Annotated in this window: 25 protein-coding genes and 1 tRNA gene; 23 read left to right on the top strand and 3 right to left on the bottom strand. The window is 40.2% G+C overall.

The genetic code is table 11. The features are described from left to right. Window positions 1-4 precede the first annotated feature (4 nt). Both WMO31_RS03520 and mnmL read left to right on the top strand, forming a co-directional pair. On the top strand, window positions 5-688 hold the full coding sequence (locus WMO31_RS03520; protein ID WP_367999211.1) for a hypothetical protein: 684 nt from the start codon (window positions 5-7) through the stop codon (window positions 686-688). A gap of 215 nt (window positions 689-903) precedes the next feature. Beyond that, window positions 904-1,806, top strand: a complete 903-nt coding sequence (gene mnmL, locus WMO31_RS03515; protein ID WP_367999210.1) for a tRNA modification radical SAM protein MnmL/YtqA — start codon at window positions 904-906, stop codon at window positions 1,804-1,806. A 12-nt stretch (window positions 1,807-1,818) separates the two neighbouring features. On the opposite strand, the gene WMO31_RS03510 is transcribed toward mnmL, so the two are convergent. Beyond that, complete coding sequence (locus WMO31_RS03510) at window positions 1,819-2,598, bottom strand: cohesin domain-containing protein (RefSeq protein ID WP_367999209.1); 780 nt, start codon at window positions 2,596-2,598, stop codon at window positions 1,819-1,821. 80 nt (window positions 2,599-2,678) lie between these two features. On the opposite strand from WMO31_RS03510, the gene WMO31_RS03505 reads away from it, so the two are divergent. The 18 genes from WMO31_RS03505 to hisE all read left to right on the top strand — a co-directional run bounded on the left by WMO31_RS03505 (window position 2,679) and on the right by hisE (window position 21,642). Continuing rightward, window positions 2,679-2,771: transfer RNA gene (locus WMO31_RS03505), tRNA-Ser, on the top strand. A 300-nt stretch (window positions 2,772-3,071) separates the two neighbouring features. Beyond that, entirely contained in the window at window positions 3,072-3,785 is a 714-nt protein-coding gene (gene pyrH, locus WMO31_RS03500; RefSeq protein ID WP_015523892.1) for a UMP kinase, read from the top strand. A gap of 53 nt (window positions 3,786-3,838) precedes the next feature. After that, on the top strand, window positions 3,839-4,393 hold the full coding sequence (gene frr / locus WMO31_RS03495) for a ribosome recycling factor (protein ID WP_015523891.1): 555 nt from the start codon (window positions 3,839-3,841) through the stop codon (window positions 4,391-4,393). A 1-nt stretch (window position 4,394) separates the two neighbouring features. Further along, the gene (uppS, locus tag WMO31_RS03490; RefSeq protein ID WP_015523890.1) at window positions 4,395-5,141 is read left to right on the top strand and encodes an undecaprenyl pyrophosphate synthase; all 747 of its coding nucleotides are present in this window, start codon (window positions 4,395-4,397) and stop codon (window positions 5,139-5,141) included. Between the two features lie 16 nt (window positions 5,142-5,157). Continuing rightward, window positions 5,158-5,988, top strand: a complete 831-nt coding sequence (locus tag WMO31_RS03485; RefSeq protein ID WP_367999208.1) for a phosphatidate cytidylyltransferase — start codon at window positions 5,158-5,160, stop codon at window positions 5,986-5,988. Between the two features lie 6 nt (window positions 5,989-5,994). Beyond that, window positions 5,995-7,140, top strand: coding sequence for a 1-deoxy-D-xylulose-5-phosphate reductoisomerase (locus WMO31_RS03480; protein WP_367999207.1), 1,146 nt, complete (start codon window positions 5,995-5,997; stop codon window positions 7,138-7,140). A gap of 67 nt (window positions 7,141-7,207) precedes the next feature. After that, window positions 7,208-8,593: an RIP metalloprotease RseP gene (rseP, locus tag WMO31_RS03475; RefSeq protein ID WP_367999206.1), complete on the top strand. Its 1,386-nt coding sequence runs from the start codon at window positions 7,208-7,210 to the stop codon at window positions 8,591-8,593. 18 nt (window positions 8,594-8,611) lie between these two features. Then, window positions 8,612-9,655 carry a flavodoxin-dependent (E)-4-hydroxy-3-methylbut-2-enyl-diphosphate synthase gene (gene ispG / locus WMO31_RS03470; protein WP_367999205.1) on the top strand — a complete coding sequence of 348 codons (1,044 nt, stop codon included), beginning with the start codon at window positions 8,612-8,614 and terminating at the stop codon, window positions 9,653-9,655. 50 nt (window positions 9,656-9,705) lie between these two features. Continuing rightward, entirely contained in the window at window positions 9,706-14,064 is a 4,359-nt protein-coding gene (locus WMO31_RS03465) for a PolC-type DNA polymerase III (protein ID WP_367999204.1), read from the top strand. Window positions 14,065-14,076: 12 nt separating this feature from the next. Next, window positions 14,077-15,396, top strand: a complete 1,320-nt coding sequence (locus WMO31_RS03460) for an AI-2E family transporter (protein ID WP_293639736.1) — start codon at window positions 14,077-14,079, stop codon at window positions 15,394-15,396. Window positions 15,397-15,493: 97 nt separating this feature from the next. Further along, complete coding sequence (hisZ, locus tag WMO31_RS03455) at window positions 15,494-16,660, top strand: ATP phosphoribosyltransferase regulatory subunit (protein WP_367999203.1); 1,167 nt, start codon at window positions 15,494-15,496, stop codon at window positions 16,658-16,660. Between the two features lie 24 nt (window positions 16,661-16,684). Beyond that, a complete protein-coding gene (gene hisG, locus WMO31_RS03450; RefSeq protein WP_021883052.1) occupies window positions 16,685-17,314 on the top strand; it encodes an ATP phosphoribosyltransferase in 630 nt (209 codons plus the stop codon). Next, entirely contained in the window at window positions 17,311-18,603 is a 1,293-nt protein-coding gene (hisD, locus tag WMO31_RS03445) for a histidinol dehydrogenase (protein ID WP_101069578.1), read from the top strand. Before hisG ends, hisD begins: the two co-directional genes overlap by 4 nt. A gap of 16 nt (window positions 18,604-18,619) precedes the next feature. Then, window positions 18,620-19,672, top strand: coding sequence for a histidinol-phosphate transaminase (gene hisC / locus WMO31_RS03440; protein WP_117968005.1), 1,053 nt, complete (start codon window positions 18,620-18,622; stop codon window positions 19,670-19,672). Between the two features lie 4 nt (window positions 19,673-19,676). Next, window positions 19,677-20,255, top strand: a complete 579-nt coding sequence (hisB, locus tag WMO31_RS03435; RefSeq protein ID WP_021883055.1) for an imidazoleglycerol-phosphate dehydratase HisB — start codon at window positions 19,677-19,679, stop codon at window positions 20,253-20,255. Then, on the top strand, window positions 20,255-20,974 hold the full coding sequence (gene hisA, locus WMO31_RS03430; protein WP_367999202.1) for a 1-(5-phosphoribosyl)-5-[(5-phosphoribosylamino)methylideneamino]imidazole-4-carboxamide isomerase: 720 nt from the start codon (window positions 20,255-20,257) through the stop codon (window positions 20,972-20,974). Before hisB ends, hisA begins: the two co-directional genes overlap by 1 nt. A gap of 7 nt (window positions 20,975-20,981) precedes the next feature. Further along, window positions 20,982-21,296: a phosphoribosyl-AMP cyclohydrolase gene (gene hisI / locus WMO31_RS03425; protein WP_278475693.1), complete on the top strand. Its 315-nt coding sequence runs from the start codon at window positions 20,982-20,984 to the stop codon at window positions 21,294-21,296. 13 nt (window positions 21,297-21,309) lie between these two features. Further along, window positions 21,310-21,642, top strand: a complete 333-nt coding sequence (gene hisE, locus WMO31_RS03420; RefSeq protein ID WP_046432104.1) for a phosphoribosyl-ATP diphosphatase — start codon at window positions 21,310-21,312, stop codon at window positions 21,640-21,642. A 67-nt stretch (window positions 21,643-21,709) separates the two neighbouring features. Here hisE and WMO31_RS03415 read toward each other — a convergent pair whose 3' ends face one another. Further along, window positions 21,710-21,949, bottom strand: a complete 240-nt coding sequence (locus WMO31_RS03415) for a hypothetical protein (RefSeq protein WP_021883058.1) — start codon at window positions 21,947-21,949, stop codon at window positions 21,710-21,712. 118 nt (window positions 21,950-22,067) lie between these two features. On the opposite strand from WMO31_RS03415, the gene mtaB reads away from it, so the two are divergent. Beyond that, a complete protein-coding gene (gene mtaB / locus WMO31_RS03410; RefSeq protein WP_155131156.1) occupies window positions 22,068-23,360 on the top strand; it encodes a tRNA (N(6)-L-threonylcarbamoyladenosine(37)-C(2))-methylthiotransferase MtaB in 1,293 nt (430 codons plus the stop codon). Here the strand turns inward: mtaB and WMO31_RS03405 are convergent. Further along, the gene (locus WMO31_RS03405; protein WP_367999201.1) at window positions 23,352-24,584 is read right to left on the bottom strand and encodes a glycoside hydrolase family 10-like protein; all 1,233 of its coding nucleotides are present in this window, start codon (window positions 24,582-24,584) and stop codon (window positions 23,352-23,354) included. The genes mtaB and WMO31_RS03405 overlap by 9 nt on opposite strands. Before the next feature lie 23 nt (window positions 24,585-24,607). On the opposite strand from WMO31_RS03405, the gene WMO31_RS03400 reads away from it, so the two are divergent. Next, complete coding sequence (locus WMO31_RS03400) at window positions 24,608-24,880, top strand: DUF1294 domain-containing protein (protein ID WP_015523875.1); 273 nt, start codon at window positions 24,608-24,610, stop codon at window positions 24,878-24,880. Further along, complete coding sequence (locus WMO31_RS03395) at window positions 24,873-25,748, top strand: RluA family pseudouridine synthase (protein WP_367999200.1); 876 nt, start codon at window positions 24,873-24,875, stop codon at window positions 25,746-25,748. The genes WMO31_RS03400 and WMO31_RS03395 overlap by 8 nt, the downstream gene beginning before the upstream one ends. Window positions 25,749-25,769 lie beyond the last annotated feature (21 nt).

Here is a 25,769-nt window from a genome sequence, read left to right as displayed (position 1 = left end):
ATATATGTTTGAATTTACAATACGAGAAAATGATTTTTTAAACGGATTTTTGGATTTATTGAGTGACTATGTAAATAAGTCGTATAAATTTACCATGTCGTATCTAACGAGTCCTCTTTTGTCAGATGTGCGTGAAAGCGAAAGACTTGTTTTGCTTGTAGTCAACAAGTCTGTTTTTCAAAATATGTACAGCTTCATCAAGCTGAATGACAGCAATATGCAGTTTGCATCATTTTCCTGTCTTGAAACAGCCGTGAACTCAATGCGACTTTACAATGTCCTTGCTACAAATCCGGATTATATGCACGAATATATTACCGGCGGAAACTTTTCGCTTGAAGTATGTGAAAATGAAATTTCAGAAAAACAAAAAGAATACAATAAAGGTGAAGAGGAGTTCTCGCTCCGTGAATTTGCAACCGGACTTGGCAAATTCAATTCTTTTGAATTGAAAAATGCAGCTGTTGCGTCACAGCTTGTTGACGGCAATATCTTTCTCGGACTTTCCTGCGGCAATGAACTCGGAGAGGATTTGCAGGATGAAGTCAGAAAGAGTATGATTGGTGCATACCTTTCACTTTCAAAGCACAATAAACTGTTTTTTAACGGCGGTATAGATGATACTCTTGAAGAGCTTGAGGACAAGCTCTATGCAAAGTTTCTTGAATATATCAAAAAGTTCTCATAATCTTTTTAAACTTTCACATTACTTTACACAAGCGTTCAATTTTCTGTCACATAAGACAGTTATTATATGCTTGTAAGTTAAAGATAAACAAAAAACACTTTAACTTCACATAGATAATGCTTACAAGAACTTTTCATAGATTTCCTCTCTAATATGTCGAAAGACACAAAGGTCGGCTTTTCTGCCGACCTTTTTAATTTATCAGGTGTTTTATTATGAATTACTACTCCCTTAATAAGTATCTCAAAAATACATTCGGTGAAAAGGTGTACAAAATTTCGCTGAACGGTAATATGACCTGTCCGAATCGTGACGGAACCCTCGGAACAAGGGGTTGTATTTTTTGCAGCAGGGGAGGCTCCGGAGAATTTGCCTCCGATGCACTTCTTCCTGTTCACGGACAAATCGATCAGGCTAAACTGCGAATAAAAAAGAAATCCGACTGTAAAAAGTTTATTGCATACTTTCAGCCGTTCACAAATACCTATGCGCCTGTTGAATATCTTGAAAAAATATTTACAGATGCAATTTCAGAACCCGACATTGTTGCCCTTTCAATTGCAACCCGTCCCGATTGCCTGGGAAATAATGTGTTAGGTCTTCTTGAAAAACTGAACAAGATAAAACCTGTCTGGGTAGAACTCGGATTGCAGACCATTCATGAAAAATCGGCAGATTATATAAGAAGAATGTATCCGCTCTCCGTTTATGACTCAGCTACAGAAAATCTTCATAAAATCGGAATCAATGTAATTACACACATTATTTTGGGACTTCCGAACGAATCTAAAGAAATGATGCTTGAATCTGTAAAATATGCAGGCAGTAAAACCGATGGAATCAAACTGCAATTGTTGCATGTTTTAAAAAACACAGACTTGTGTGATGACTATCAAAGTGGAAAATTTGATGTGCTTTCAATGGAAGATTATACTGATATTCTTTGCGATTGCGTTGAAGTGTTGCCTGAAAATGTTGTAATTCACCGTTTAACAGGTGACGGGGATAAAAAACTGCTCGTTGCACCCATGTGGAGTGCCGACAAAAAGCGTGTTTTAAACTCAATCAACCGTGAATTTGCAAAGCGTAATATCACGCAGGGAAGAAAGGCAAAGTAAAAGACTTCCGAATCAATCATCGGAAGTCTTGTTTTCAAGAGTATTGTCGTTGTGATTTTTCTCTTTTTCAGCTTTCTTCTGAGCTGATTTTTTACCGATTGCATATGCAACAGCTAATATAGCTAAGCATCCCGCAGTTATGCCCATGCCGGCAAGGAAAAATTTTATTTGCTTATCTTTAATGGGATTGTAATCAATATATTCGTCATTTGAGGCATTAACAGTTGTAGGCTCGGTCGGGTGTTTACTTTTACCGCCCTTTCCTGTAGCTTGCGTGCTGTTTTTATTGCTTGACGAGGAACTTCCGCCGCTAACCGTTCCCGATGCATTTTTATATATTCTGATACACGATGCAGTGCAACTTCCAACATCCATAAAGTTCACATCGGAATCAACACATTGATTCACCGTGTAGTCAATATACGCAGTACCTTCTTTTATTGTTTTGAAATCAAGCGTTAAGACATCACTTCCGCCCGAAATATTTTGTCCTTCAGAATTAAGAAAAACAACTTTAACCTTGCCGCTTTTCTTGTTGACCTGAATTTTTGAGCCGTTATTCACTGCTTTAACCTTTCTGAATTCGATATAATCGGGGTCATATGTAAATTCAAATGTTGCGGCAGAAAGTCGATTGGCGGAATTTGCGGAAAGTGCAACACTGAACAGTCTGTTTGGCTTCATATCTGCATTCTGCATTTCAAAACTTACGCTTGCGGTTGCAAATGCACTTGTTAAAGATATTTGCAATAAAGCTACCAAAATTAAAATAATAGAAAATAGTTTTTTCATAGTTCGCCACATAAAATTAAAATATTTCAAAATCTCACTTGATTTTTCTGATTTCATTTGATATAATAAACAGGTCGTTTGGAGAGATGTCCGAGCTGGCCGAAGGAGCATGATTGGAAATCATGTATACGGTGAACACCGTATCAGGGGTTCGAATCCCCTTCTCTCCGCCACAAACGCTGAACTTTATTTTAGGTTCAGCGTTATTTTTTTGACCTGTTTTTCTTAATAAAAGGTGTTGTTTTTCATATATATAATTGTATCGTATGGCAAGATTTGTTGTCAACGGATTTACAGTGAAGAGTTAGCACATACAGTGCATTTACGGTCATTTTTAATAATTTTTTAGCATTTCATATGACATAACCATTCAGCTTTCGGTTATTTATTCAAAAAACTGCCACTAAACCTTTACAAACCCTACAAGATATTGTATTATATTAGTAATTATAAATTACCATGGGGTGTTATGTATGAAACCGAAATATAAAAGAGTATTATTAAAACTTTCAGGCGAATCACTTGCAGGCGAAATGAAACACGGAATTGATTTTGAAACTGTTCTCAAAATCTGCAAGCCTATTAAAGAATGTGTTGACGCAGGCGTAGAAGTCGGCATCGTAGTAGGCGGCGGCAACTTCTGGCGTGGCAGAAGCTCAGGTGAAATGGACAGAACAAGAGCCGACCATATGGGTATGCTTGCAACAACAATCAATGCACTCGGTGTTTGTGATGCACTCGAACAGCTTGGAGTTAATGTTCGTGTTCAGACAGCTATCGCTATGCATCAGATTGCAGAGCCGTACATCAGAAATAAAGCAGTTCTTCACCTTCAGAAGGGCAGAGTAGTAGTATTCGGTTGCGGAACAGGCAACCCGTTCTTCAGCACAGACACAGCAGCGGCTCTTCGTGCGGCAGAAATTGAGGCTGATATCGTAATGAAGGCTACTATGGTTGACGGTGTATATGACAGCGATCCCAAGAAAAACCCGAATGCAAAGAAATACGATACAATTTCTTTCCATGATGTTCTCAACAAGGATCTCGCTGTTATGGACAGCACAGCGGCATCGCTTTGCAAGGACAACAATCTTCCGATTCTTGTATTCAGTATTGAAGATCCCGAAAATATCTACAAAGCTGTATGCGGTGAAAACATCGGTACAATCGTAACAGCCAACAATTAATTTGAATTTTTTACTGACTTTTTAACAATAATTATTACACAGGAGGCATAAATATGCAGACACAGTTAAAAAAAGCCGGCGAAAGTATGGACAGACGACTTGAGCATATGCGCACGGAATTTTCAGAAATCAGAGCAGGCAGAGCAAATCCCGCAGTTCTTGATAAGGTAAAGGTTGACTATTACGGCGCACCCACACCCGTAAACCAGCTTGCCGCAGTATCTGTTACAGAGGCAAGAACTCTTACCATTCAGCCATGGGATGCGTCTGTATTAAGACAGATTGAAAAGGCTATCCAGACTTCCGATATCGGCATCAACCCACAGAATGACGGTAAGATTATTCGTCTTATTTTCCCGCCTCTCACAGAGGACAGAAGAAAAGAAATCGTAAAAGATGTTCAGAAGATTGCTGAGGAAACAAAGATTCAGATTCGTAATGTCCGCCGTGAACTTATCGACAAGCTTAAAGCTATGAAGAAGGACGGCGAGCTTACAGAGGACGATCTCAAGCAGGGAGAAAAGAAAGCTCAGGATCTTACAGATAAGTATGTCAAAGAAGTTGAGAGCGTTTCTGCAGTTAAGCAGAAAGAAATTTTGGAGATGTAATATGGCTTTTTTCTCAAAGAAAAAAGATGAGCAGATTGAGGTTACAGACCTCAATCTGCCTTCACATATCGGAATTATTATGGACGGCAACGGCCGTTGGGCAAAGAAAAGAGGACTTCCGAGAAAAGCTGGTCACCGTCAGGGTGCTAAAACTTTCAGAACAATAACAAGATACTGTTCCGATATCGGAATAAAGTACCTTACCGTATATGCTTTTTCAACCGAAAACTGGAAAAGACCGCAGGAGGAAGTTGACGCGCTTATGTCGCTCTTTAAATCATATCTTAATGAAGCACTTGAAGATTTTAAGGATGACAGTATTGTGGTAAAATTCATCGGTGACAAGTCGGGTTTTAATGACGAGCTTCGTGAGCTTATGATTGAAAACGAGGAGAGTTCAAAAGACCGTGACGGTATGGTTCTCAATATAGCTATGAATTACGGCAGTCGTGACGAAATTGTCAGAGCCGTCAGAAACATTTCCGAAGATGTCAGAAACGGAAAAATTTCTTCCGATGACATAACAGAAAATCTTTTTTCAAATTATCTTTATACCGCAGGTCAGCCCGATCCCGACCTTATTATCAGGCCGAGCGGTGAATATAGAATTTCAAATTTCCTTTTGTGGCAGTCAGCCTACACGGAATTTGTTATAATGAACAAGCTTTGGCCTGATTTTCAGAAATCGGACCTTGACGAAGCGTTAAAAATATACTCCTCCAGAAACAGAAGATACGGTGGAGTCTGATGAGAGTTGATATAAAATGAAATCCCTCAAGCCACGGCTGCTGACAGCCGTAATAGGAATACCAATACTGCTGATCGTTCTGTTTGTTTCGGAACTTTGGCACCCATTTGTAGGCATAGTCATAGGAGTATTATCGGCATTTATGACAGGTGAGTACCTTCATGCAAGAAAGATGCTTTATAAATTTCACCTTTCAATACCTTGTATGCTGTTTACTTTTCTGCTTTCGGTTTTAGTTACGACAAAGTATCTGTATGTTTTGATTTTTGCTTTTATACTGACAGTCTTTGCCGTAATGATTTTTAAACACGAAAAGACAAACTATGCCGATGTTGCATATTCAGTGTTCGGAACTTTTTTAATTTCTTTTGGAATGAGTGCCGTACCGATTGCCTGTGCATCATCTGTATCAATTACTTTCTGCTATATATGTATTTTCGCATTACCGTGGATGGCAGACGCAGGCGGCTTTTTTATCGGAGCATCGTTCGGCAAGCACAAACTTTGCCCGAAAATCAGCCCTAAGAAGACTGTTGAGGGCGCAATCGGCGGAATACTTTTCTGCGACCTCACAGCAGTAATTATAGGCCTTATATTTCATTTTTGTGTTATGCCTGATGCTAACATTAATTTCTGGGCATTGATTCTTCTCGGTGTAATTGACGCTCCTGTTTCAATTCTCGGTGATTTAAGCTTTTCACTTATCAAAAGAAATTACGGAATCAAGGACTACGGTTCAATTTTTCCCGGTCACGGCGGAATGCTTGACAGGTTTGACAGCATAATATTTACTGCCCCTGTTCTTGTGGCAATCAATCAATTCATACCTTTCATAACAGTGGGGTAAACTAAAATGGTAAATTCACTTTCAATTCTCGGATCAACGGGTTCAATCGGAACTCAGACGCTTGATGTTGCAGATAAACTTAATTTAAAAGTTTCCGCACTCACGGCGTCAACAAATATAAAGCTGCTTGAAGAACAGGTAAGAAAATACAAACCTGAACTTGCAGTAGTTTTTAACGAAGAAAAAGCCAAAGAATTCAAAGATAATATAAAAGATACAAACACCCGTGTTTTAAGCGGTATGGACGGACTTATTGAGGCGGCAACGCTTGAGAATGCCGACCTTGTTGTAAATTCGGTTGTCGGAATGGTCGGCTTAAAGCCTACACTTGCAGCGGCAAACGCTAAAAAAGATATTGCTTTTGCAAACAAGGAAACGCTTGTAACAGGCGGTAAGCTTGTATGTGATGCGGTAAAGAAGAACGGTGTAAAGCTTCTTCCCGTTGACAGTGAACATTCCGCTATTTTCCAATGCCTGCAGGGAATGCCAGAAAAGAAAATGCTTAAAAAGCTCATTCTTACAGCATCCGGCGGCCCGTTCTTTGGCAAAACAGTCGAAGACTTAAAAAATGTAACAGTTAATGAGGCTCTCAATCATCCAAATTGGAGTATGGGTGCAAAAATAACCATCGACTCTGCTACAATGATGAACAAAGGTCTTGAAATCATTGAGGCGAGATGGCTTTTTGATGTTCAGCCCGAAAACATTGATGTTGTTGTTCATCGTGAAAGTATCATACATTCTCTCATAGAATATGTAGATAATTCCGTAATTGCACAGCTCGGACTTCCCGATATGAGGATTCCGATACAGTACGCAATTACATACCCGGAAAGATATGAGTCACCTGTCGGCGAATTAAGTCTTGCTCAAATCGGCAAAATGACTTTCTTTGAACCTGATTATGATACTTTCAAATGTCTGAGAGCCTGTAAAAAAGCTCTTTCACTCGGAGGCGTTGCAACAGCGATTGCCAACGGTGCTAATGAGGAGGCTAACCGTCTTTTCAGAGAAGGTAAAGTCACTTTTCTTGAAATCGGTGACCTTGTTATGGGTGCAATTGATAACATAGACAATTTTGAGCCTTTATGCGTTGATGATGTGTTAAAGGCAGACAAACTTGCAAGAGAGTATGTACTCTCTAAGCTATAATTTGCGGTAATATTTTCCACTGCTGTCTTTGCGACGGCAATGAATATTTTGGAGTTGATTTATTTTAATGCAAATTTTAACAGTTGCGGCTCTTATAGTGATAGGAATATTACTTTTTGAGCTTATAATTTTTTCTCACGAATTCGGCCATTTTATTACCGCAAAGCTTTCGGGTGTAAAGGTAAATGAATTTGCGCTCGGAATGGGACCGAAAATAATCAGTTTTGTTAAAGGCGAAACAAGGTACTCGCTTCGTCTTTTTCCTATAGGCGGTTATTGTGCCATGGAAGGAGAGGATGAAGACAGTGAAGAAAAAGGTGCTTTTAATAACGCAAAAGTTTGGAAGAGAATGATTATCATAATCGCAGGTGCGGTTATGAATATTCTTCTCGGCTTTATTATGATGTTTGCCTTTACCGTTCAGGCTGACAGCTACAGTTCAACTACAATATCTCAGTTTCAACCCAATGCATTTACTGCAAACACAGGTTTACAAACAGGGGATAAAATTGTTGAAGTGAACGGTTATTCGATTTGGAATTCACGAGATTTGCAGTTTGCAATCTCAACTCTTCCATATGAAACAGTAGAAGGCAATACACTTGAGGTATACAAAGAAAGAGCAACATCTGCCGCTTGCGGTGTATATAATAAGTATGCAAAAGACGAGTCTCTTTCAAAGGATGAACTTCAAAAATACTACAATGCTCTTTCTGAGGGTTGTTCAAAAATAAATAAGGCTGCAAGCAAAGACGAGGCTAAAGAACTTCTTGACGAAACTTGCAAGTCAATTTATGCACTTGACAAATCATATGATATGTCAAAGTATAAAACACCCGAAATAGACACAACTACATCAAGACCGAGATTTATGGGTGATGTAAAAGTTGTTCGTGACGGCAAAGAAATAACACTTGAAAATGTACAGTTTTTCACCTATTACGCTGATGAAGATGCCGAAAAGGAAAACAAACCTACTGTTGCGTTTGACTTTGCAGTTGAACCGATAGAGAAAAATGTCGGTACTGTTCTTGGTGAAACATTCACACAGACCTGTTCAATGGCAAAAACCGTGTGGACATCTCTGGTGTGGCTTGTTCAGGGCAGATTTACATTCAACGATATGTCAGGTCCTGTTGGTATTGCTACAGCTGTCACTCAGGTTGCATCAATGGGACTTCAAACAGGCTTCGGAGATGCAGTCAATAACATTCTTTTCGTAATGATTCTCATTACGGTAAACCTCGGAATTGTAAATATGCTGCCGTTCCCAGCGCTTGACGGCGGAAGATTCTTATTTTTGCTGATTGAATGGATATTCAAAAAGCCGATTCCGAGAAAGGCAGAACAGATTGTGAATACAGTCGGTCTTGTTCTGTTGCTTGCATTTATGCTTATTATTTCGGTGAAAGATGTGTTCCAGCTTGTAACGGGAACATTCCCCGGAATGTAGACAAACGGAGGAAATTTTATGGGAAGTAAAATTCAGGTAACTGCCGGCAATGTAAAAATTGGCGGCGGTGCTAAAGTAAGCGTTCAGTCAATGCTCAACATTCCCTCAACCGATATTGAGGGTTCTGTAAGACAGGCAAAAGAGCTTGAAGAGGGCGGTTGCGAAATTATTCGTGCAGCTATTCCTAATAAAGATGCAGTAAAGCTTATTCCTGCCCTCAAAGAGGCTGTAAGCGTCCCGATTGTAGCCGATATCCATTTTGACTATAAGCTTGCGCTTGAGGCATGTGCGGCAGGCATCGACAAAATCCGCATTAATCCGGGTAACATCGGATCAGATGATAGGGTAAAGGCTGTGGCAGACGCTTGCAGACAGCGTGGCATTCCGATTAGAATCGGTGTTAATTCAGGCTCGCTTGAAAAGGAAATCCTTGCGAAATACGGTCATCCCACGCCCGAGGCTCTCTGCGACAGTGCCTTGTATCATGCTTCACTTCTTGAAAAATTTGATTTCAACGATATTGTTCTTTCAATGAAAAGTTCAACTGTTTCCACAATGATTAAAGCCTATGAGCTTGCCGCAGAAAGGTGTGACTATCCGCTTCACCTCGGTGTTACAGAGGCAGGAACAGAAAGAATGGGTATTATCAAATCTTCTGCCGGAATCGGTGCATTGCTCCTCCATGGTATCGGTGATACAATCAGAGTTTCTCTCACAGCCGATCCTGTAAAGGAAGTTTATGCCGCTCACGATATTCTCAAGGCTCTTGACATTGAGAAAGACGGAGTTCAATTTGTTTCATGTCCGACTTGCGGAAGAACAAGAATTGACCTTGTTAAGATTGCAAACGAGGTTGAAGATAAGCTCAGAAACTGCAAAAAGAATATCAAAGTAGCGGTAATGGGTTGCGTTGTAAACGGTCCGGGAGAAGCAAGAGAAGCTGATATCGGCATCGCAGGCGGTGACGGTTGCGGTCTTGTATTCAAAAAAGGCGAAATTCTTCGCAAAGTTCCGGAAGATAAACTCGTTGACGCACTTTTGGAAGAAGTAGAAAAATTATAACTCTATCAGCAGTCAAAATACATTTGCTGTAATATGACAGAAGGACATATATGAAAACATTAGGAGAAGTCTTTGACTCCCAATTCGACATTAAACTGTCGCAACAGATTTCACAGGGAGAACTGACACAACTTAATATTAACAAACAAGCCCGTTTGATTACTTTAGCAGTAAAATTCAACGGGCTCGTTGAGCGTAATACGCTTTTTGACACGGAAAAGCTGATTACCAAGACACTTGCGTATCATACTGTAATAAAACCGCATTTTCCGACAGAGTTGTTTTCTGCTGATTATTTTCCTCAGCTATACGCAGCCGTAAGGCGAGATATTCCGAGTATTAACGGAACTCTCAACAATGCTGAGGTTAGGTTTGAAAACAATACGCTTACGATAAATCTTCTTAACGGCGGAAAAACTCTCCTTGACAGTAAAGGCTTTGACAAAGCACTTATAAAACTCGTTTCGGAAGAATTCAATCTTTACATTTCCGTTAATTATACCGGAACCTTTGAGGTTGAAGAAAACAGCGAAGAATACAAAGCCGCTATTCAGGACGCTCAGGAGAAAATCAACCGAGAAAATCTTCAGAAAGCCGCTGAATTCTATCAGGAAGAGGTTGAAACAGCAGAAAAGAGAGAAGAAAAACACGCTGAAAACACTACTGTGGAAATTGAAGTTCGAGAGGGCAAGTTTGCAACACCGCAGATTATTCAGTCCTCAATCCGTCCGTTATACGGTCGTTCAATCAGGGGAAAAATGATTCCCATTTCTTCAATCTCAGGTGATTCGGGAAGAATTGTGGTATGGGGCGATGTGTTTGATATTGAAAAGAAAGTCACTAAAAGCGGTGACAAAAATATTTTCACTATAGACATAACCGATTATACGGGCTCAACAACAGCCAAAGTATTCAATTCAATCAAGGAATCAGCCGTAATTGATAATATTAAAAAAGGCGATACAATCGTTGTTCAGGGTGATGTTGAGTACGATAAATATGCAGGCGAACTTGTTGTAAATGCCCGTTCAATCGGTACGGCTCAAAAAGTAAAAGTAGTTGATAATGCCGAGAAAAAGCGTGTTGAACTTCATATGCATACAAATATGTCGCAGATGGATGCCGTAACATCGGCAGGTGACCTTGTAAACCGTGCTTATCAGTGGGGACACAAAGCCGTTGCAATTACTGACCACGGTGTCGCACAGGCTTTTCCCGATGCAATGAAAGCCGCAGATAAAATCAACAAAGACGAAGAGAAAATTAAAATCATCTACGGTGTTGAGGCATACTTTATGGATGACCTTGTTGAGTCTGTAAAAGGTGATGCCGACACAGGTTTTGACGGCACATTCATCTGCTTTGATATTGAAACAACAGGTCTTTCAGCCGCCCGTGACAAGATTACCGAAATCGGCGCAGTCAAGGTTGAAAACGGTGTCATCACCGATACTTTTTCAACCTTTGCAAATCCCGAAATGCCGATTCCGCAGAAAATTACTCAGCTTACAGGCATTACCGATGATATGGTAAAGGATGCTCCGTCACAGAGCGAGGCGGTTGGTGCATTTCTTGAATTTGCCGGTGACAATGTGCTTGTTGCTCACAATGCTCCATTTGACACATCCTTCATTGCAAAAGCCTGTGAAGATATGGGCAGGGAATATAACTATACTTCAATCGACACGGTTGCAATTTCAAGAGCGATTCTTACAGATATCAAGAACTGCAAGCTTGATACGGTTGCAAAATTTTTAAGGCTCGGTGACTTCAATCATCACAGAGCAACCGATGATGCCGAAATGCTTGCGAGAATTTTTATAAATCTCTGTCAGCGACTTACAGATGATTACGGTATAACAAAAACAAACGACATTAATACAAAGATAGCAGGCGGAGATTTTAAAAAGCTTCCGACCTATCATCAGATTATTCTTGTAAAGAATAAAACAGGTCTTAAAAATCTTTACAGACTTATTTCTTACAGTCATCTTAATTATTTCTATAAAAAGCCGAGAATTCCGAAAAGCGAGCTTGTGAAGTACAGAGAAGGACTCATAATCGGTTCAGCTTGTTGTGCCGGTCAGCTTTATATGGCAATTCTTGAGGGTAAACCGTGGGGCGAACTCAAACAGATTGCATCATTCTATGATTATCTTGAAATTCAGCCTGCAGGCAACAACAGCTTTATGATTCGTGACGGCAGATTTAATTCTGTTGACGAACTTCATGAAATTGACCGTACAATAATTAAGCTTGCAAAAGAACTAGGCAAGCCTGTATGCGCAACCTGCGATGTCCACTTTATGGATCCGACAGATTCCGAATTCAGAAAAATTCTTATGGCTGGTCAGGGCTTTAAAGATGCCGAACAGCAAGCTCCGCTTTATTTCAGAACAACTGCTGAAATGCTCAAGGAATTTGAATGGCTCGGCAAGGATAAAGCCTATGAGTATGTAGTAGAAAATCCCAATAAAATCGCTGATATGTGCGAATATATCAGACCTATTCCAAAGGGTACATTCCCGCCTAACATTGAGGGCGCACAGGAACAGCTTATTGATATTACATGGAAAAGAGCAAAAGAGAAATACGGTGATCCATTGCCTGAAATCGTAAAGGCAAGACTTGACAAGGAACTTAATTCAATCACAACCTACGGATTCTCTGTACTTTATATGACTGCTCAAAAGCTTGTTGCAGACAGTGAGGCACACGGATATCTTGTCGGTTCTCGAGGATCGGTAGGTTCTTCTTTTGTAGCTACTATGTCCGGTATTTCGGAGGTTAATCCGCTTTGTCCGCACTATGTATGTCCAAACTGCAAACACAGCGAGTTCATCACAGACGGCAGTTACGGCTCAGGCTTTGATATGCCCCCAAAAAACTGTCCCGAATGCGGTACTCTTATGGATCAGGACGGCCACGAAATTCCGTTTGAAACATTTCTTGGCTTTAAGGGTGACAAAGTGCCTGATATCGACCTTAACTTCAGCGGTGAGTATCAGTCAAAATCTCACCGTTACACGGAAGAGCTCTTCGGTAAGAATAATGTGTTCAAAGCGGGAACAATTTCTACCGTAGCCGAAAAAACAGCACTCGGCTTCGTTAAGAAGTTTGCACAGGAGCGAGGTCTTGTAATGCACAAGGCTGAGGAAAAGCGTCTTGCAATCGGTTGTACGGGTGTTAAGAGAACCACAGGTCAGCACCCCGGCGGTATGGTTGTTGTGCCGAGAACAAACGATGTTTACGATTTCTGCCCTGTTCAACATCCTGCAAATGATGTGAACTCAGATAACATTACAACCCACTTCGACTTCCATTCAATTCATGATACAATCACAAAACTTGATGAGCTTGGACACGATGTTCCGACAATCTATCATTATCTTGAACTCTACACAGGTATCCCCGTAATGAAGGTTTCAATGAGCGATCCCGAGGTTATGTCGCTGTTTACTTCTCCGAAAGCACTCGGAGTTACTGAGGAGGATATCGACTCAAAAACCGGTACATTCAGCCTTCCTGAATGCGGTACGTCTTTCGTAAGAGGAATGCTCATTGAGGCACAGCCAAAGACATTTACCGACCTTTTGCAGATTGCAGGTCTTTCGCACGGTACCGATGTATGGCTCGGAAACGCTCAGGAACTTATTCATAACGGAACCTGTACAATTTCGGAAGTAATCGGTACTCGTGACTCGATTATGACTTATCTTATGCACAAAGGTCTTGAACCGGGCATGGCATTCAAAATAATGGAGATTGTCCGTAAAGGTAACGCAACAAAACTTCTTACGGAAGAACACTTCAAGGCTATGCGTGAACACAATGTTCCCGAATGGTATATTGATTCATGCATGAAAATTAAGTATATGTTCCCGAAAGCCCATGCCGCAGCCTATATGATTGCAACGCTCAGACTCGGTTGGTACAAGGTTCACAAGGCCGTTGAATATTATGCGGCATACTTTACCGTACGAAGTGAAAATCTTGACGGTGCAATTGCCATGCAGGGACATCAGGCTGTCCGTGACAAGATGAACAACATAAAACAAAAACAGAGTGTTCACGAAGCCACAGCCAAGGATGAAGCAGAGTTCCAGACTTTGCAGATTGTAAACGAAATGATGGCAAGAAAAATTGAATTTCTTCCTGTTGACATCTACAAATCTGAGGCTAAAATGTTCAAGGTAGAGGACGGAAAAATCAGACTTCCGTTTTCATCCTTACCCGGTGTAGGCGGCGCCGCAGCAGATTCACTCGCAGAAACGGGCAAGCACACAGAATATCTTTCAATTGAAGATATGCAGATAAAAACAAAGGTTACTAAGGCTGTTATTGAAACACTGAAAGATGTCGGAGTCCTCAAGGATTTGCCTGAAAGCTCACAGATGTCATTATTTTAAGGAGTTGTCTAAATGAAAAAACTGCTTTCGCTAAAAACTTTGCTGATTTGCATTTCATTTACAGTATTTCTTTTACTTGTAAAAGATAATATGAATGTTGTGTGGTCGGCAATCGGTTGGATAACAGGCATAATCACTCCGTTTGCAATCGGATTTCTTTTTGCTTACATCCTTAACTATCCTTACAAATTTTTCTACTCCAAAGTTTTCGGCAGAATGGGGCGAAAGCGAAAATTCCTTGCTAACTTCAGAAAACCCCTTGCGCTTATTATAACCTATGCAATTGTCGTAGCAATTTTTGTCGTTATAATCTCAATTGTAGTTCCGCAGATTGCAGCCAGCCTGTTCAGTCTTATTAACAGCCTGCCGCAGTATGCAGGCGTACTTTCTGACATGACAAAAACAGTGGTGCATTGGATTAACCATACATTCAGTATGGAAATTGACGCAAGTGAAGTAATAAACAACTTCTTCAAGTATATTACAAACTTTATTTCGGCAGGCAATATCACCAGTTTTCTCGGCAACTCTACAAATGCCGTATTCAGCGCAATTATGTCTACGTGTAACGGTGTGTATAACTTCCTGCTCGGAATCGTTATTTCAGTTTACTTCCTTGCCGCAAAGGAAACACTTTGCCGTCAGATAAAAAAGCTTGCTGTTGCTTTTATTCCGATAAAGTATCTTCCTAAGATTTATGAAATTGTTGATATTACAGATACAAAATGCGGTCGTTTTCTCGTTGGCGATATCATTGATGCGGCTTTTCTCGGTGTTCTCACATTCATTACAATGTCAATTTGTCAATTACCGTACGCACCGCTTATTGCGGTTCTTATCGGTGTAACGAATATTATTCCGTTCTTTGGACCGTTCATCGGTGCAATTCCGAGTGCTTTTATCCTCTTGCTTATTGATCCTATTTACATGATTATTTTCATAATCATTATAGTTATAATTCAGCAGCTTGACGGCAATCTTTTCAAGCCGAAGATTATCGGCAGTCAGGTCGGTCTTTCAAGCTTCTGGGTACTGTTCAGCGTAATTGTCGGCGGAGGAATGTTCGGTGTGCTCGGTCTTATTCTCGGCACACCAATCTATGCTGTAATCTATGCTCTTGTCGGCAAGAGAGTTAAAAACAAAATTGACTCAAAGGGAAGAATTGCTCAGGAGGCTCTTGATTTTGAGGTGCTTAACTATACCAAAATTGCCGCAGAGCAGAAAAAACTTCGTGAAGAAAAAGAAATGCAGCATAGAGAAAAACTTATGAAATTCATCAACCGTAACAAAACAAATGATGAAGACGAATCCTCAGAAAATACAAATGAATAATCGTAAAATTTTCGTTTCATCTTAATAGTGTTGACAAATCAAGTTTAGTGTGTTAGTATATTACCGTATTAACACACTAAAGCGTTGAGAGGTAATTATGAAAAAGAATTTAAAAATGACTCCCGAGGGAACAAAGGACTTTCTGTTCGCCGAATGTTCCGCTATGGATTATATCTGCACAAGCATTGAAAAGGTATTTGTCAAAGGCGGATTTAAACGGGTAATAACTCCTGCCCTTGAATTCTATGATGTGTTCTCAATTCCGTCAAGTGGAATCTCGCAGGAATCAATGTTCAAGACAACCGATAACAAAGGCAGACTTCTTGTTGCCCGTCCTGACTCCACTCTGCCGATTGCAAGAATGGTTTCTACAAGACTTAAAAACAATACACTTCCTGTTCGACTTTACTACAAGCAGGCAGTATATCGCAACAATCCGTCACTTGCAGGAAGAAGAAACGAATTTCTTCAGATGGGTGTTGAACTTCTCGGGGCAAAAGGAAAGAGAGCCGACCTTGAAATTCTCACCTCGGCAATAAAAAGCATTTCAGCCGTTGCTGATGATTTCAGAATTGAACTCGGACACGCCGAAGTATTCAATGCTCTGTCAAAAGAACTCGATATTGATAACGATTACAAAGAAAAAATCAGAGTATCAATCGAAAGTAAAAACTACTCGGCGCTTAACAATCTTCTTGACAAACTCAAGCCTTGCAAGACTGTTTCCGCAATCCGTTTGCTCCCGTCACTTTTCGGCGGTGAAGAAGTGTTTGATGAGGCATATGACATCTGCAAAGGTACAGGCGCCGAAAACGCTCTTGATTATCTCCACTCAATCTATAAAGAACTTTCCGTGCTTGAACTCGGCAACAAGCTTATCATTGACCTCGGACTTGTTCAGAGAAACGATTACTATACGGGAATCGTATTTTCAGGGTATATTAACGGAATCGGTGACGCTGTTATTTCGGGAGGAAGATATGACGATCTTCTCAGCGAATTTGACGCTCCTATGGGTGCGGCAGGCTTTGCGATTGATACAGATGCAATTACAATGAAACATCTTTCCGATGATGATGTAAATTATTCAGATAATCCCGATGTTCTCGTTTTTGCAGAAAACGGACATGAAATGAAGGCTCTCAGATATGTTGACGAGCTTAACGAAAAGGGAATAAATGCACAGTTCAGCGTACTTGAAACTCTTGAAGAAACAGAACAGTTTGCAAAATCAAGAGGAATTGCAAAAGTTGAAAGTATATAATCAAGCTGTCGGAAAGGATTAAATATGAAACCATTAAGAATTGCTCTGACAAAGGGCAGACTTGAAAAGACCACAATTGAACTTCTTGAAAAAATCGGATATAATTGTGATGAAGTGAAAAACAAGGGAAGAAGGCTTATTCTTCCGATCGGCAACAATGATTTTGAAGTGGTGCTTGCGAAAGCCGCAGATGTAATTACATATGTTGAGCACGGTGTGTGTGACCTTGGTGTCGTTGGCAAGGATACAATTCTTGAAAACGGTTCATCTTTTTATGAACTTCTCGACTTAGGATTCGGTAAGTGCCGTTTTGCTCTTGCTACAAAAAAGGACTCCGATTTTTACGGCGGTTACAAAACAAAGACAATTGCGTCAAAGTATCCCAATGTAACCAGGGCATTTTTTGACGATAAAAATATGGATGTAAGAATCATTAAGATTGAGGGCTCGGTTGAACTCGCTCCTCTTGTAGGTCTTGCAGACGGTATTGTAGATATAGTAGAAACAGGTTCAACGCTCAAGGCCAACGGACTTGAAGTAATTGAATGGGTATGTGATATTTCAGCAAGACTTATTGCCAATACGGCAAGTCTTAAACTGCGCAAGGCTGAAATTGAAGAATTGCAGAAGAAACTGGAGGCTGTCACAAAATGATTACAACTGTTGTAGCAGACGGAAAAAACGAATATGAATTTATTGATTTGCTCAAAAAGAGAGCGCAGAATTCAGATAAAAATGTAGTTCCGATTGTTTCGGAAATCATCGAAAATGTTGCAGAAAACGGTGATAAAGCCGTAAAGGAATATACCGTTAAATTTGACGGAAAAGCACCTGAAAAGGTAGAAATCACTTCCGATGAAATCGACAGCCTTATTGAAAAATGCGATAAGGATTATCTCGAAACAATCAAAAAGGCAGCCGCAAATATTGCAGACTTCCATAAAAGACAGGTTCAGCAAAGCTGGCTCACAACAAAGAATAACGGCGTAATGATGGGACAGAGAATCAGAGGCCTTAAAAGAGTAGGTATCTATGTTCCGGGCGGCACTGCAGCATATCCCTCATCAGTTCTTATGAACGCAGTTCCCGCTAAAATTGCAGGTGTTGAGGAAATTATTATGTGTACACCTCCTCAGAAGGACGGTACACCAAATCCGAATATCATCGCCGCCGCAAAGGTAGCAGGTGTTGACAGAATCTTCCTTATGGGCGGTGCACAGGCAGTAGCCGCACTTGCATACGGTACAGAATCCGTACCAAAGGTTGACAAAATCGTAGGACCCGGCAACATCTTTGTTGCAACAGCAAAAAAACTTCTTTACGGAACAGTTGACATTGATATGATTGCCGGTCCGAGTGAAATACTCATCATTGCCGATAAGTCTGCAAATCCAAAATTCCTTGCCGCAGACCTTATGAGTCAGGCAGAGCATGACCGGCTTGCGTCTGCAATTCTGCTTACCGACTGCGAAGAACTCGCCAAAGAAACTGAAACAGAGCTTGAAAAGCAGATGACCGCTCTTTCAAGAAAAGATATTATCCGTTCATCGGTTGACAATTTCGGTGCAGTTATTGTATGCAGTGATATGTCACAGGCAATTGAATTTGCTAACGAGCTTGCTCCCGAACATCTTGAGGTTTGTTGTGAAAACCCAATGGAGTATGTCGGCAAGCTTGATAATGCCGGCTCTGTATTTCTCGGCAACTACAGTCCCGAACCTCTGGGCGACTATTTTGCCGGTCCTAATCATGTTCTTCCGACAAGCGGCACGGCAAGATTTTTCTCACCTCTTTCGGTAGACAGCTTTGTAAAGAAATCAAGCTTTATTTACTATACGGAAGACGCTTTGAGAAAAGACGCCGAAGATGTAGTTCGCTTTGCAGAAACAGAAGGACTTACAGCACACGCAAATTCAATTAAAGTGCGTTTTGATATGAAATAAGAATGGAAGTTATGCAATGTCTTATGAATTAAACAAAAAAATCCGTGAACTTGAACCGTATGAACCAATCAGCGGTACATATAAAATTCGACTTGATGCAAACGAATGTCCCGAAAATTATCCTGATTTCATCAAAGAAGAAATCAAAAATGCAATTGATACAATTGATTTCAACCGCTATCCCGATCCGCTTGCGGAAAAGGTTGTTACGGCTTTTGCGGATTATTACGGAATCAATCCAAAATATGTAACCGCAGGCAACGGCTCAGATGAACTTATCTTTTTGATTGAAGCCGCATTTATGGAAAAAGGGGACAGGATGCTTTGCGTTGCTCCCGATTTTTCAATGTACAAATTCTATTCATCAATCTGTGAGGTTGAATGTGACACATTTATCAAATCCGACGACCTTTCAATTGATACGGATGCACTTATTGAAAAGGTAAATCGTGACAATATCAAACTTCTACTCTTTTCAAACCCATGCAATCCGACAGGGCAGGGTATGACCGCCGAAGATGCACGCAGACTTGTTACAAGCGTAAATGCACTTGTAATTCTTGACGAAGCATATATGGATTTCTGGGATCAGAGTCTAATAAATGAGGTTGAAAAGTATTCAAATCTCATTATTTTCAGAACCGCATCAAAGGCAGTAGGCTCTGCGGCACTCAGACTCGGTTTTGCCGTTGCCAATGAAACAATTTCAAGAGCTGTAAAAGCGGTAAAATCTCCGTACAATGTGAACACATTTTCTCAGGTTGTCGGCAGTATAATATATAAAAATAAAGATTATCTCAAAAACAGGCAGAAAACAATTGTCAGAAACAGAGAAAAGCTGTATAATGACTTATTGGAGTTGTCCGCTCTTTCCGATGATTTTAAGGTTTACAACAGTTGTGCAAACTTTGTTTTTGTTAAAACATCATTCGGCAAAGACTTGTGGAACTATCTCAAGGACAATTCAATTGTAATCCGTTTTATGGGCGATTACATCAGAATTTCCGTTGGCACAGAAGAAGAAAACGAAGAACTGATAAGTTGCATTAAAACTTATTTATCGAGGTGATTATATGCGCAGTGCATATGTTGAGCGTAAAACGAAGGAAACCGACATAAAGCTAAAACTAAATCTTGACGGCGGCGATATTAAAATTGATACAGGCATAGGCTTTTTTGACCATATGCTCAATTCGTTTGCCACTCACGGCAGATTCGGACTTGAGGTTTCGGTAAAAGGTGACCTCTATGTTGACGAGCACCACACCGTTGAAGACACAGGTATAGTTCTCGGCAAAGCATTTGCAGAGGCTCTTTCAACCAAAGAGTCAATTGAGAGATTTGGCAGTTTTTATGTTCCTATGGACGAAGCGCTTGCGTTTGCATCTGTTGACATCAGCGGCAGACCTTATCTTGTATTCGACGCTGATTTTCCGCAGGAAAGATGCGGCGGCTACGACTGTTCAATGACAGTAGAATTTATGCGTGCATTTGCATTTAACGCACAAATCACACTTCACCTCAAATCTGTTTACGGTGACAACTCTCACCATATCACAGAGGCTTTGTACAAGGCTTGCGCACACGCACTCCGCCTTGCAGTAAAGCAAAATTCTTCAAATGTACTTCTTTCTACTAAAGGAGTGTTATAATGATTATTTTACCCGCTATTGACATAAAAGACGGCAATTGTGTCCGTCTTTTCAAGGGCGATTATGCAACCGTTCAGAAGGTAGCAGAGTCCCCGTATATTGCTGCTCAGGGCTTTGCTGACGCAGGTGCAGAGTGGATGCATATGGTTGACCTTGACGGTGCAAAAGATGCAAAGCTTGTTAATGCCGACCTTATTGCGGATGTTGCAAAAGCCTCGGGACTTTCTGTTGAGGTCGGCGGAGGAATCCGTGATATGAAAGCGGTTGAATATTATCTTTCAAGAGGAATAAACCGTGTTATTCTCGGTTCAGCCGCAGTTAAAAATCAGCAGCTTGTTATTGATGCCGTAAAAGAATACGGTGAGAGAATTGTAGTTGGCATTGATGCAAAGGACGGCATGGTTCGTGCAGAAGGTTGGATTGACAATTCGGAAATCAACTATATTGAGCTTGCAAAGCGTATGGAAGATGTCGGAGTAAAGACTATTGTGTTCACAGACATTGATCAGGACGGAACTCTTGCAGGTCCTAACCTTAAACAGCTTAATGACCTTGTTCACGAAGTCAGCTGTAATATTATCGCAAGCGGCGGTGTTGCAGTTCTCAAAGATATCATTAATCTTGCAGAACTCGATGTCTACGGTGCAATCTGCGGTAAGGCTATCTACACAGGTTCGCTCAATTTGAAACAGGCGATTGAAGTAACAAATAAAATCTGAGGTAATTATGGATCTTGATAAATATTTTGTAAAATCCGAACTTATTCCCGCAATTATTCAGGAAAAGTCAACGGGTGAGGTGCTTATGCTTGCATATATGAACCGTGAAAGTATGCAAAAAACTTTTGAAACCGGTTACACATGGTTCTGGTCAAGAAGCCGTCAGGAGCTTTGGAACAAGGGTGCAACATCAGGTCATCTACAAAAGGTAATTGAAATATATGCCGACTGCGACGACGATACATTGCTCATCACAGTTGAACAGACAGGTGCGGCCTGCCACACGGGAAATCATTCCTGCTTTTTTAAAAAATTAAAATGAGGAGAATTTTAATATGAACGACAGAGAAGTTCTTGAAGCACTTTATGCTACAGTAGAAAACAGACGAGATAATCCAAAAGAGGGTTCATACACTTGCTACCTTCTTGATAAAGGAATTGACAAGATTCTTAAAAAAGTAGGCGAGGAGTGCAGTGAAACAATCATTGCGGCAAAAAATGATGATAACAGCGAAACTGTTTATGAAATTGCAGACCTTATCTATCATCTTACTGTAATGATGGTAAAGCTCGGCATTCCGCTTGAAGATGTTCTTGCCGAACTTGACAAGAGAAGCGAAAAGACAGGAAACCTTAAAAAGTTCCATGTTGTTGACAAAAATTCATAACTAAAAGCGCAAACAAAAAGGCCCTATGACTTTGGTCATAGGGCTTAACAGTATGTATATATTATTTTTATGCATTAACAAAAGCAAATTTAGAAATCGCCTGTTTGAGATTATCATCAGGTTCTGATTCAAGAAGAAGTTCAATCGGAATTTTTTCGTCAATTGCAAAAAATCCCATCAACGAATGAGCATCAACAGTATTATCGCCGTTTCTTAGCATCATTACTGTATCCGGAAAGTGAGCAAGAGTTTCAAACATATCGATCATTTCTTTTTTATTTTTAACGGAAACCGGTACAGAAAACAAGATCTCACCTCCATTGTTCATCTTGTTTATATTTTATCATTAATTTTTGTCTAAATCAACAACGAATTAATGAATTTTTGCAATTTCAACTATTTACCCAAAAAAGGATGGTTAGTGAATGAATTTTAATATAATTACACTCGGCTGCAAGGTTAATCAGTATGAATCACAGGCAATGCGTGAAGATATGCTGAAGAACGGATTTCTTCTCTCGGATGACAGGGACAGGGCAGACATAACAATCGTTAACAGCTGTACGGTAACATCCGTAAGTGACGCAAAAAACCGCAAGATTCTCAATCGTGTCCGCCGTGAAAATCCTGACGGAATTGTTATTCTCACCGGCTGTATGCCGCAGGCTTTCCCCGAAGAAAGCGAGAACTTTTCAAATTGCGATATCGTTCTCGGCAATGCAAAGAGAGCCGAACTCGTTCCTTCAATTTACAAGTTTCTCGAAGAAAAACAGAAATTTGTTCATATAACAGAGCATATCGGAAAAGGCGAAAAATACGAAAACCTTTCCGTGTCGTCGCTCGGAGAGCATACAAGAGCTTTCATTAAAATTGAGGACGGTTGCAACAGATTTTGTTCTTACTGCATTATTCCGTATGCAAGGGGCAGAGTGCGTTCAAAATCTCTTGAAGATTTAAAGGCAGAGCTTATTCAGGTTGCCGCAAACGGTTACCGTGAGGTTGTTCTCGTTGGTATTAACCTTTCCGCCTACGGTCTTGACGAAGATTTTGATCTTGCAGATGCTGTGGAATGTGCTTGTTCCGTTGACGGAATCGACCGTGTAAGACTCGGGTCAATCGAACCGGAAAGAATGGATAAAGAAATGATTGCCCGTCTTGCCGCACAGCCAAAGTTCTGTCCGCAGTTTCATCTTTCACTGCAGAGCGGTTGTGATAACACACTCAAAGCAATGAACCGTCACTACAATTGTTCAGAATACGCTGAAATTGTTACAAATCTCAGAAACGCTTTTGAAAACAGTTCTATGACAACCGATGTAATGGTTGGATTTGCAGGTGAAACAGAGGAAGATTTCAACGCATCTCTAAAATTTGTAAAGTCAATCGGCTTTGCAAAGGTGCATATCTTCCCGTATTCACGCCGTAAAGGCACTGTTGCCGATAAAGCACCAAATCAAATTGATCCGCAAATTAAAGAGCAGAGAGCCAAAATTATGGAGCAGGTCTGCGATGAAACCAGAAGGGAATTTCTTAAAGATCAGGTTGGCCTTTGTGAATCTGTTCTCGTTGAAAGACTTCGTCACGGTTATCTTGAGGGTTACACAAAGAACTACACGCCTGTTCATATTAATTCCGAAGATACAAGTCTTTGCGGTAAAATTATTGATGTAAAAATTACAAAATCATTTGATGACTACTGCGATGCTGAATTAGTTTAAAGCGTTAATCAGATTATTAATCTCTTTTTTTGCAGTATCATCCTCAAGGCTATTATAGCTGTAAAGCATAAAGCCCCTGACAGATTTGTTGTTACGCAAAATATCGTATTCATCGGCAAGAATACTGTCACTTAAAAGCCATGTTTCTTCGTCATATTCGCCGTTACCTGCCTTATAACCGCCAAGACCGACATACAGTTTTACATTTTCGTCAAAATCAAGAGATGTCCAGCTGTTAAGGCAATCTTCAAAATTAAGAGCAGGATTTTCAAGGCTAAAGTAAATTTGCGGACAGATGTAATCTGCAAAGCCTTTACAGGTACACCACGATTTTACATCGGCATACAATCCGTCATTGTTACCTATATTGCCTTGCGGTGATATGCCGAACTCAACTGACGAATCCACACTTTTTATTGTTCTGTAAACCTTACAAATCAGCGTATTTACATTTTGCATTCGCCAATTATCAAGACTCATAGAGTTCTCTTTACCGTATTTTTCAATATAAGCCTCATACTGCTTTTTATCAAAACTTTCATCCTCAGTAGGGTAGAAATAGTCGTCAAATTGTATCCCGTCAACATCATAATTTTCCGCAATTTCCTTTACACCGTCACAAATCAGCTGTTGTGCAGTTTCATTTGACGGATCAAGAAAAATTCCGTTATCGGTTTTTATACCTATTTCGGAATTCTTTATGTAAGGATTGTTGTCTGAAAGTTTTTTCGGAGTTTCATTTGAACTGACTCTGTATGGATTAATCCACGCATGAATTTTCAAATTGTTTTCTTTGCATATATCACACATAATTTGCAGTGCGTCATATTGAGGATTTTCACCCTGCGTACTCGTGAGAATATGTGACCACGGAAAATAGCTTGACTTATATAATGCGTCACAAAAGGGGCGTACCTGTACAATAAGCGTGTTGAAACCGCTTTCACAGCATTTTTGTGCTATTTCGGTAAATTTATCTTCAAACGCTTTTTGTGTTTTTGAGCTTTCATTTTCCATAGAAAGCTCCATATATGATACCCACACACCACGCATTTCTTCATCACTTTCGGGTGTGTCGGCGGTTGCCTTTGATGATAAAGCTGCAATGTTGTTGATATCATTCTGCTTTTTGGGCGGTTTTTCTCTTGTAAATGAGCTTATGCAGATAACGCTTAACATAGCTATTACAGATACTATAATCGGAACAATCTTATTGTTTTTCAATCAAATCATCCTTTGGAGTTCTCATGGAAATTTTCATCATATACATTTGCATCATCAGCCTGATATCAATTATTGTAACAGTCTGTGACAAATACTTTGCAATTCACCGCAAATGGAGAGTACGAGAAAGCACATTGCTGATTCTCTCCGCACTCGGAGGAAGTGTTGCAATGTACATTACAATGCAATTAATCAGACACAAAACAAGACACATTAAATTTATGCTCGGCATACCGATAATATTTATTATTCAACTGATAATTCTGTTTTTTGTTTGGAGGATGATTTATGTCTGACAGACTGTATTTTTCCGTACCTGACGAATGTGACAATATGCTTGCTCAAAGATTTCTGCGTGATAAATGCGGGCTTTCTGCAAGAATGATAACACGACTGAAAAGAGAAAAAGACGGTATTTTGATGGATGGGAAAATTTTAAGAACAATTGACTGTGTGCAAAGCGGAAAAACCGTTTCAATTGCAATTCCCGATGAAAAATGTGAAATTGAACCAACAAAGGGGACACTTGATATAAGATATGAGGATGAACATTTTCTTGTGGTAAACAAACCGCATTCCATGCCTGTTCATCCTGTAAAGCAGCACCAAAGCGATACGCTTGCAAATATTGTTTCGTACTATTGCAGTCAAAACGGCAAGCCGTTTGTATTTCGGGCAATTAACCGACTTGACAAGGATACCTCAGGGCTTGTTCTCATAGCCAAAAACCGTTTTACAGCCAATGCCGTAAAAAATAAAACGCATAAAGTCTATTACGCTTTATGCGAGGGTGAAATAAATATTGAAGGTGTAGTTGATAAGCCAATGGATTTGCGTGATGATTCCAAAATGGTGCGAATTGTCCGTGATGACGGAATGAAAGCAGTTACGCACTACAAACCGCTTGTTGCAACAAAAGATTTTACATTGCTTGAATTGTGGCTTGAAACCGGCAGAACACATCAGATTCGCTGCCATATGGCTTATTTAGGGCATCCGCTTATGGGAGATGACTTGTACGGCGGAAAGCTTGATAAAATTTTAAGGCAGGCACTTCATTGTGCAAGACTTGAATTTTATCATCCGATAAAAAATGAATACATTACTGTTACTGCCGAAATTCCCGAAGATATGCAGTCTGTAATAAACAAGAAAGAGGATTGAACTTTTTATTGTTCAATCCTC

The sequence above is a fragment of the Ruminococcoides intestinale genome, from assembly GCF_040095935.1.
Lineage (GTDB): Bacteria > Bacillota > Clostridia > Oscillospirales > Acutalibacteraceae > Ruminococcoides > Ruminococcoides intestinale.
Note: the sequence above shows the minus strand (reverse complement) of the source record. Positions and strands in the feature narration are given on the sequence as shown.

Bases quoted from the DNA above. Each gene is read 5' to 3' on its own strand.
- WMO31_RS03520 (WP_367999211.1), top strand. From the start codon at position 5: ATGTTTGAATTTACAATACGAGAAAATGATTTTTTAAACGGATTTTTG.
- mnmL (WP_367999210.1), top strand. From the start codon at position 904: ATGAATTACTACTCCCTTAATAAGTATCTCAAAAATACATTCGGTGAA.
- WMO31_RS03510 (WP_367999209.1), bottom strand. From the start codon at position 2,598: ATGAAAAAACTATTTTCTATTATTTTAATTTTGGTAGCTTTATTGCAA.
- pyrH (WP_015523892.1), top strand. From the start codon at position 3,072: ATGAAACCGAAATATAAAAGAGTATTATTAAAACTTTCAGGCGAATCA.
- frr (WP_015523891.1), top strand. From the start codon at position 3,839: ATGCAGACACAGTTAAAAAAAGCCGGCGAAAGTATGGACAGACGACTT.
- uppS (WP_015523890.1), top strand. From the start codon at position 4,395: ATGGCTTTTTTCTCAAAGAAAAAAGATGAGCAGATTGAGGTTACAGAC.
- WMO31_RS03485 (WP_367999208.1), top strand. From the start codon at position 5,158: ATGAAATCCCTCAAGCCACGGCTGCTGACAGCCGTAATAGGAATACCA.
- WMO31_RS03480 (WP_367999207.1), top strand. From the start codon at position 5,995: ATGGTAAATTCACTTTCAATTCTCGGATCAACGGGTTCAATCGGAACT.
- rseP (WP_367999206.1), top strand. From the start codon at position 7,208: ATGCAAATTTTAACAGTTGCGGCTCTTATAGTGATAGGAATATTACTT.
- ispG (WP_367999205.1), top strand. From the start codon at position 8,612: ATGGGAAGTAAAATTCAGGTAACTGCCGGCAATGTAAAAATTGGCGGC.
- WMO31_RS03465 (WP_367999204.1), top strand. From the start codon at position 9,706: ATGAAAACATTAGGAGAAGTCTTTGACTCCCAATTCGACATTAAACTG.
- WMO31_RS03460 (WP_293639736.1), top strand. From the start codon at position 14,077: ATGAAAAAACTGCTTTCGCTAAAAACTTTGCTGATTTGCATTTCATTT.
- hisZ (WP_367999203.1), top strand. From the start codon at position 15,494: ATGAAAAAGAATTTAAAAATGACTCCCGAGGGAACAAAGGACTTTCTG.
- hisG (WP_021883052.1), top strand. From the start codon at position 16,685: ATGAAACCATTAAGAATTGCTCTGACAAAGGGCAGACTTGAAAAGACC.
- hisD (WP_101069578.1), top strand. From the start codon at position 17,311: ATGATTACAACTGTTGTAGCAGACGGAAAAAACGAATATGAATTTATT.
- hisC (WP_117968005.1), top strand. From the start codon at position 18,620: ATGTCTTATGAATTAAACAAAAAAATCCGTGAACTTGAACCGTATGAA.
- hisB (WP_021883055.1), top strand. From the start codon at position 19,677: ATGCGCAGTGCATATGTTGAGCGTAAAACGAAGGAAACCGACATAAAG.
- hisA (WP_367999202.1), top strand. From the start codon at position 20,255: ATGATTATTTTACCCGCTATTGACATAAAAGACGGCAATTGTGTCCGT.
- hisI (WP_278475693.1), top strand. From the start codon at position 20,982: ATGGATCTTGATAAATATTTTGTAAAATCCGAACTTATTCCCGCAATT.
- hisE (WP_046432104.1), top strand. From the start codon at position 21,310: ATGAACGACAGAGAAGTTCTTGAAGCACTTTATGCTACAGTAGAAAAC.
- mtaB (WP_155131156.1), top strand. From the start codon at position 22,068: ATGAATTTTAATATAATTACACTCGGCTGCAAGGTTAATCAGTATGAA.
- WMO31_RS03400 (WP_015523875.1), top strand. From the start codon at position 24,608: ATGGAAATTTTCATCATATACATTTGCATCATCAGCCTGATATCAATT.
- WMO31_RS03395 (WP_367999200.1), top strand. From the start codon at position 24,873: ATGTCTGACAGACTGTATTTTTCCGTACCTGACGAATGTGACAATATG.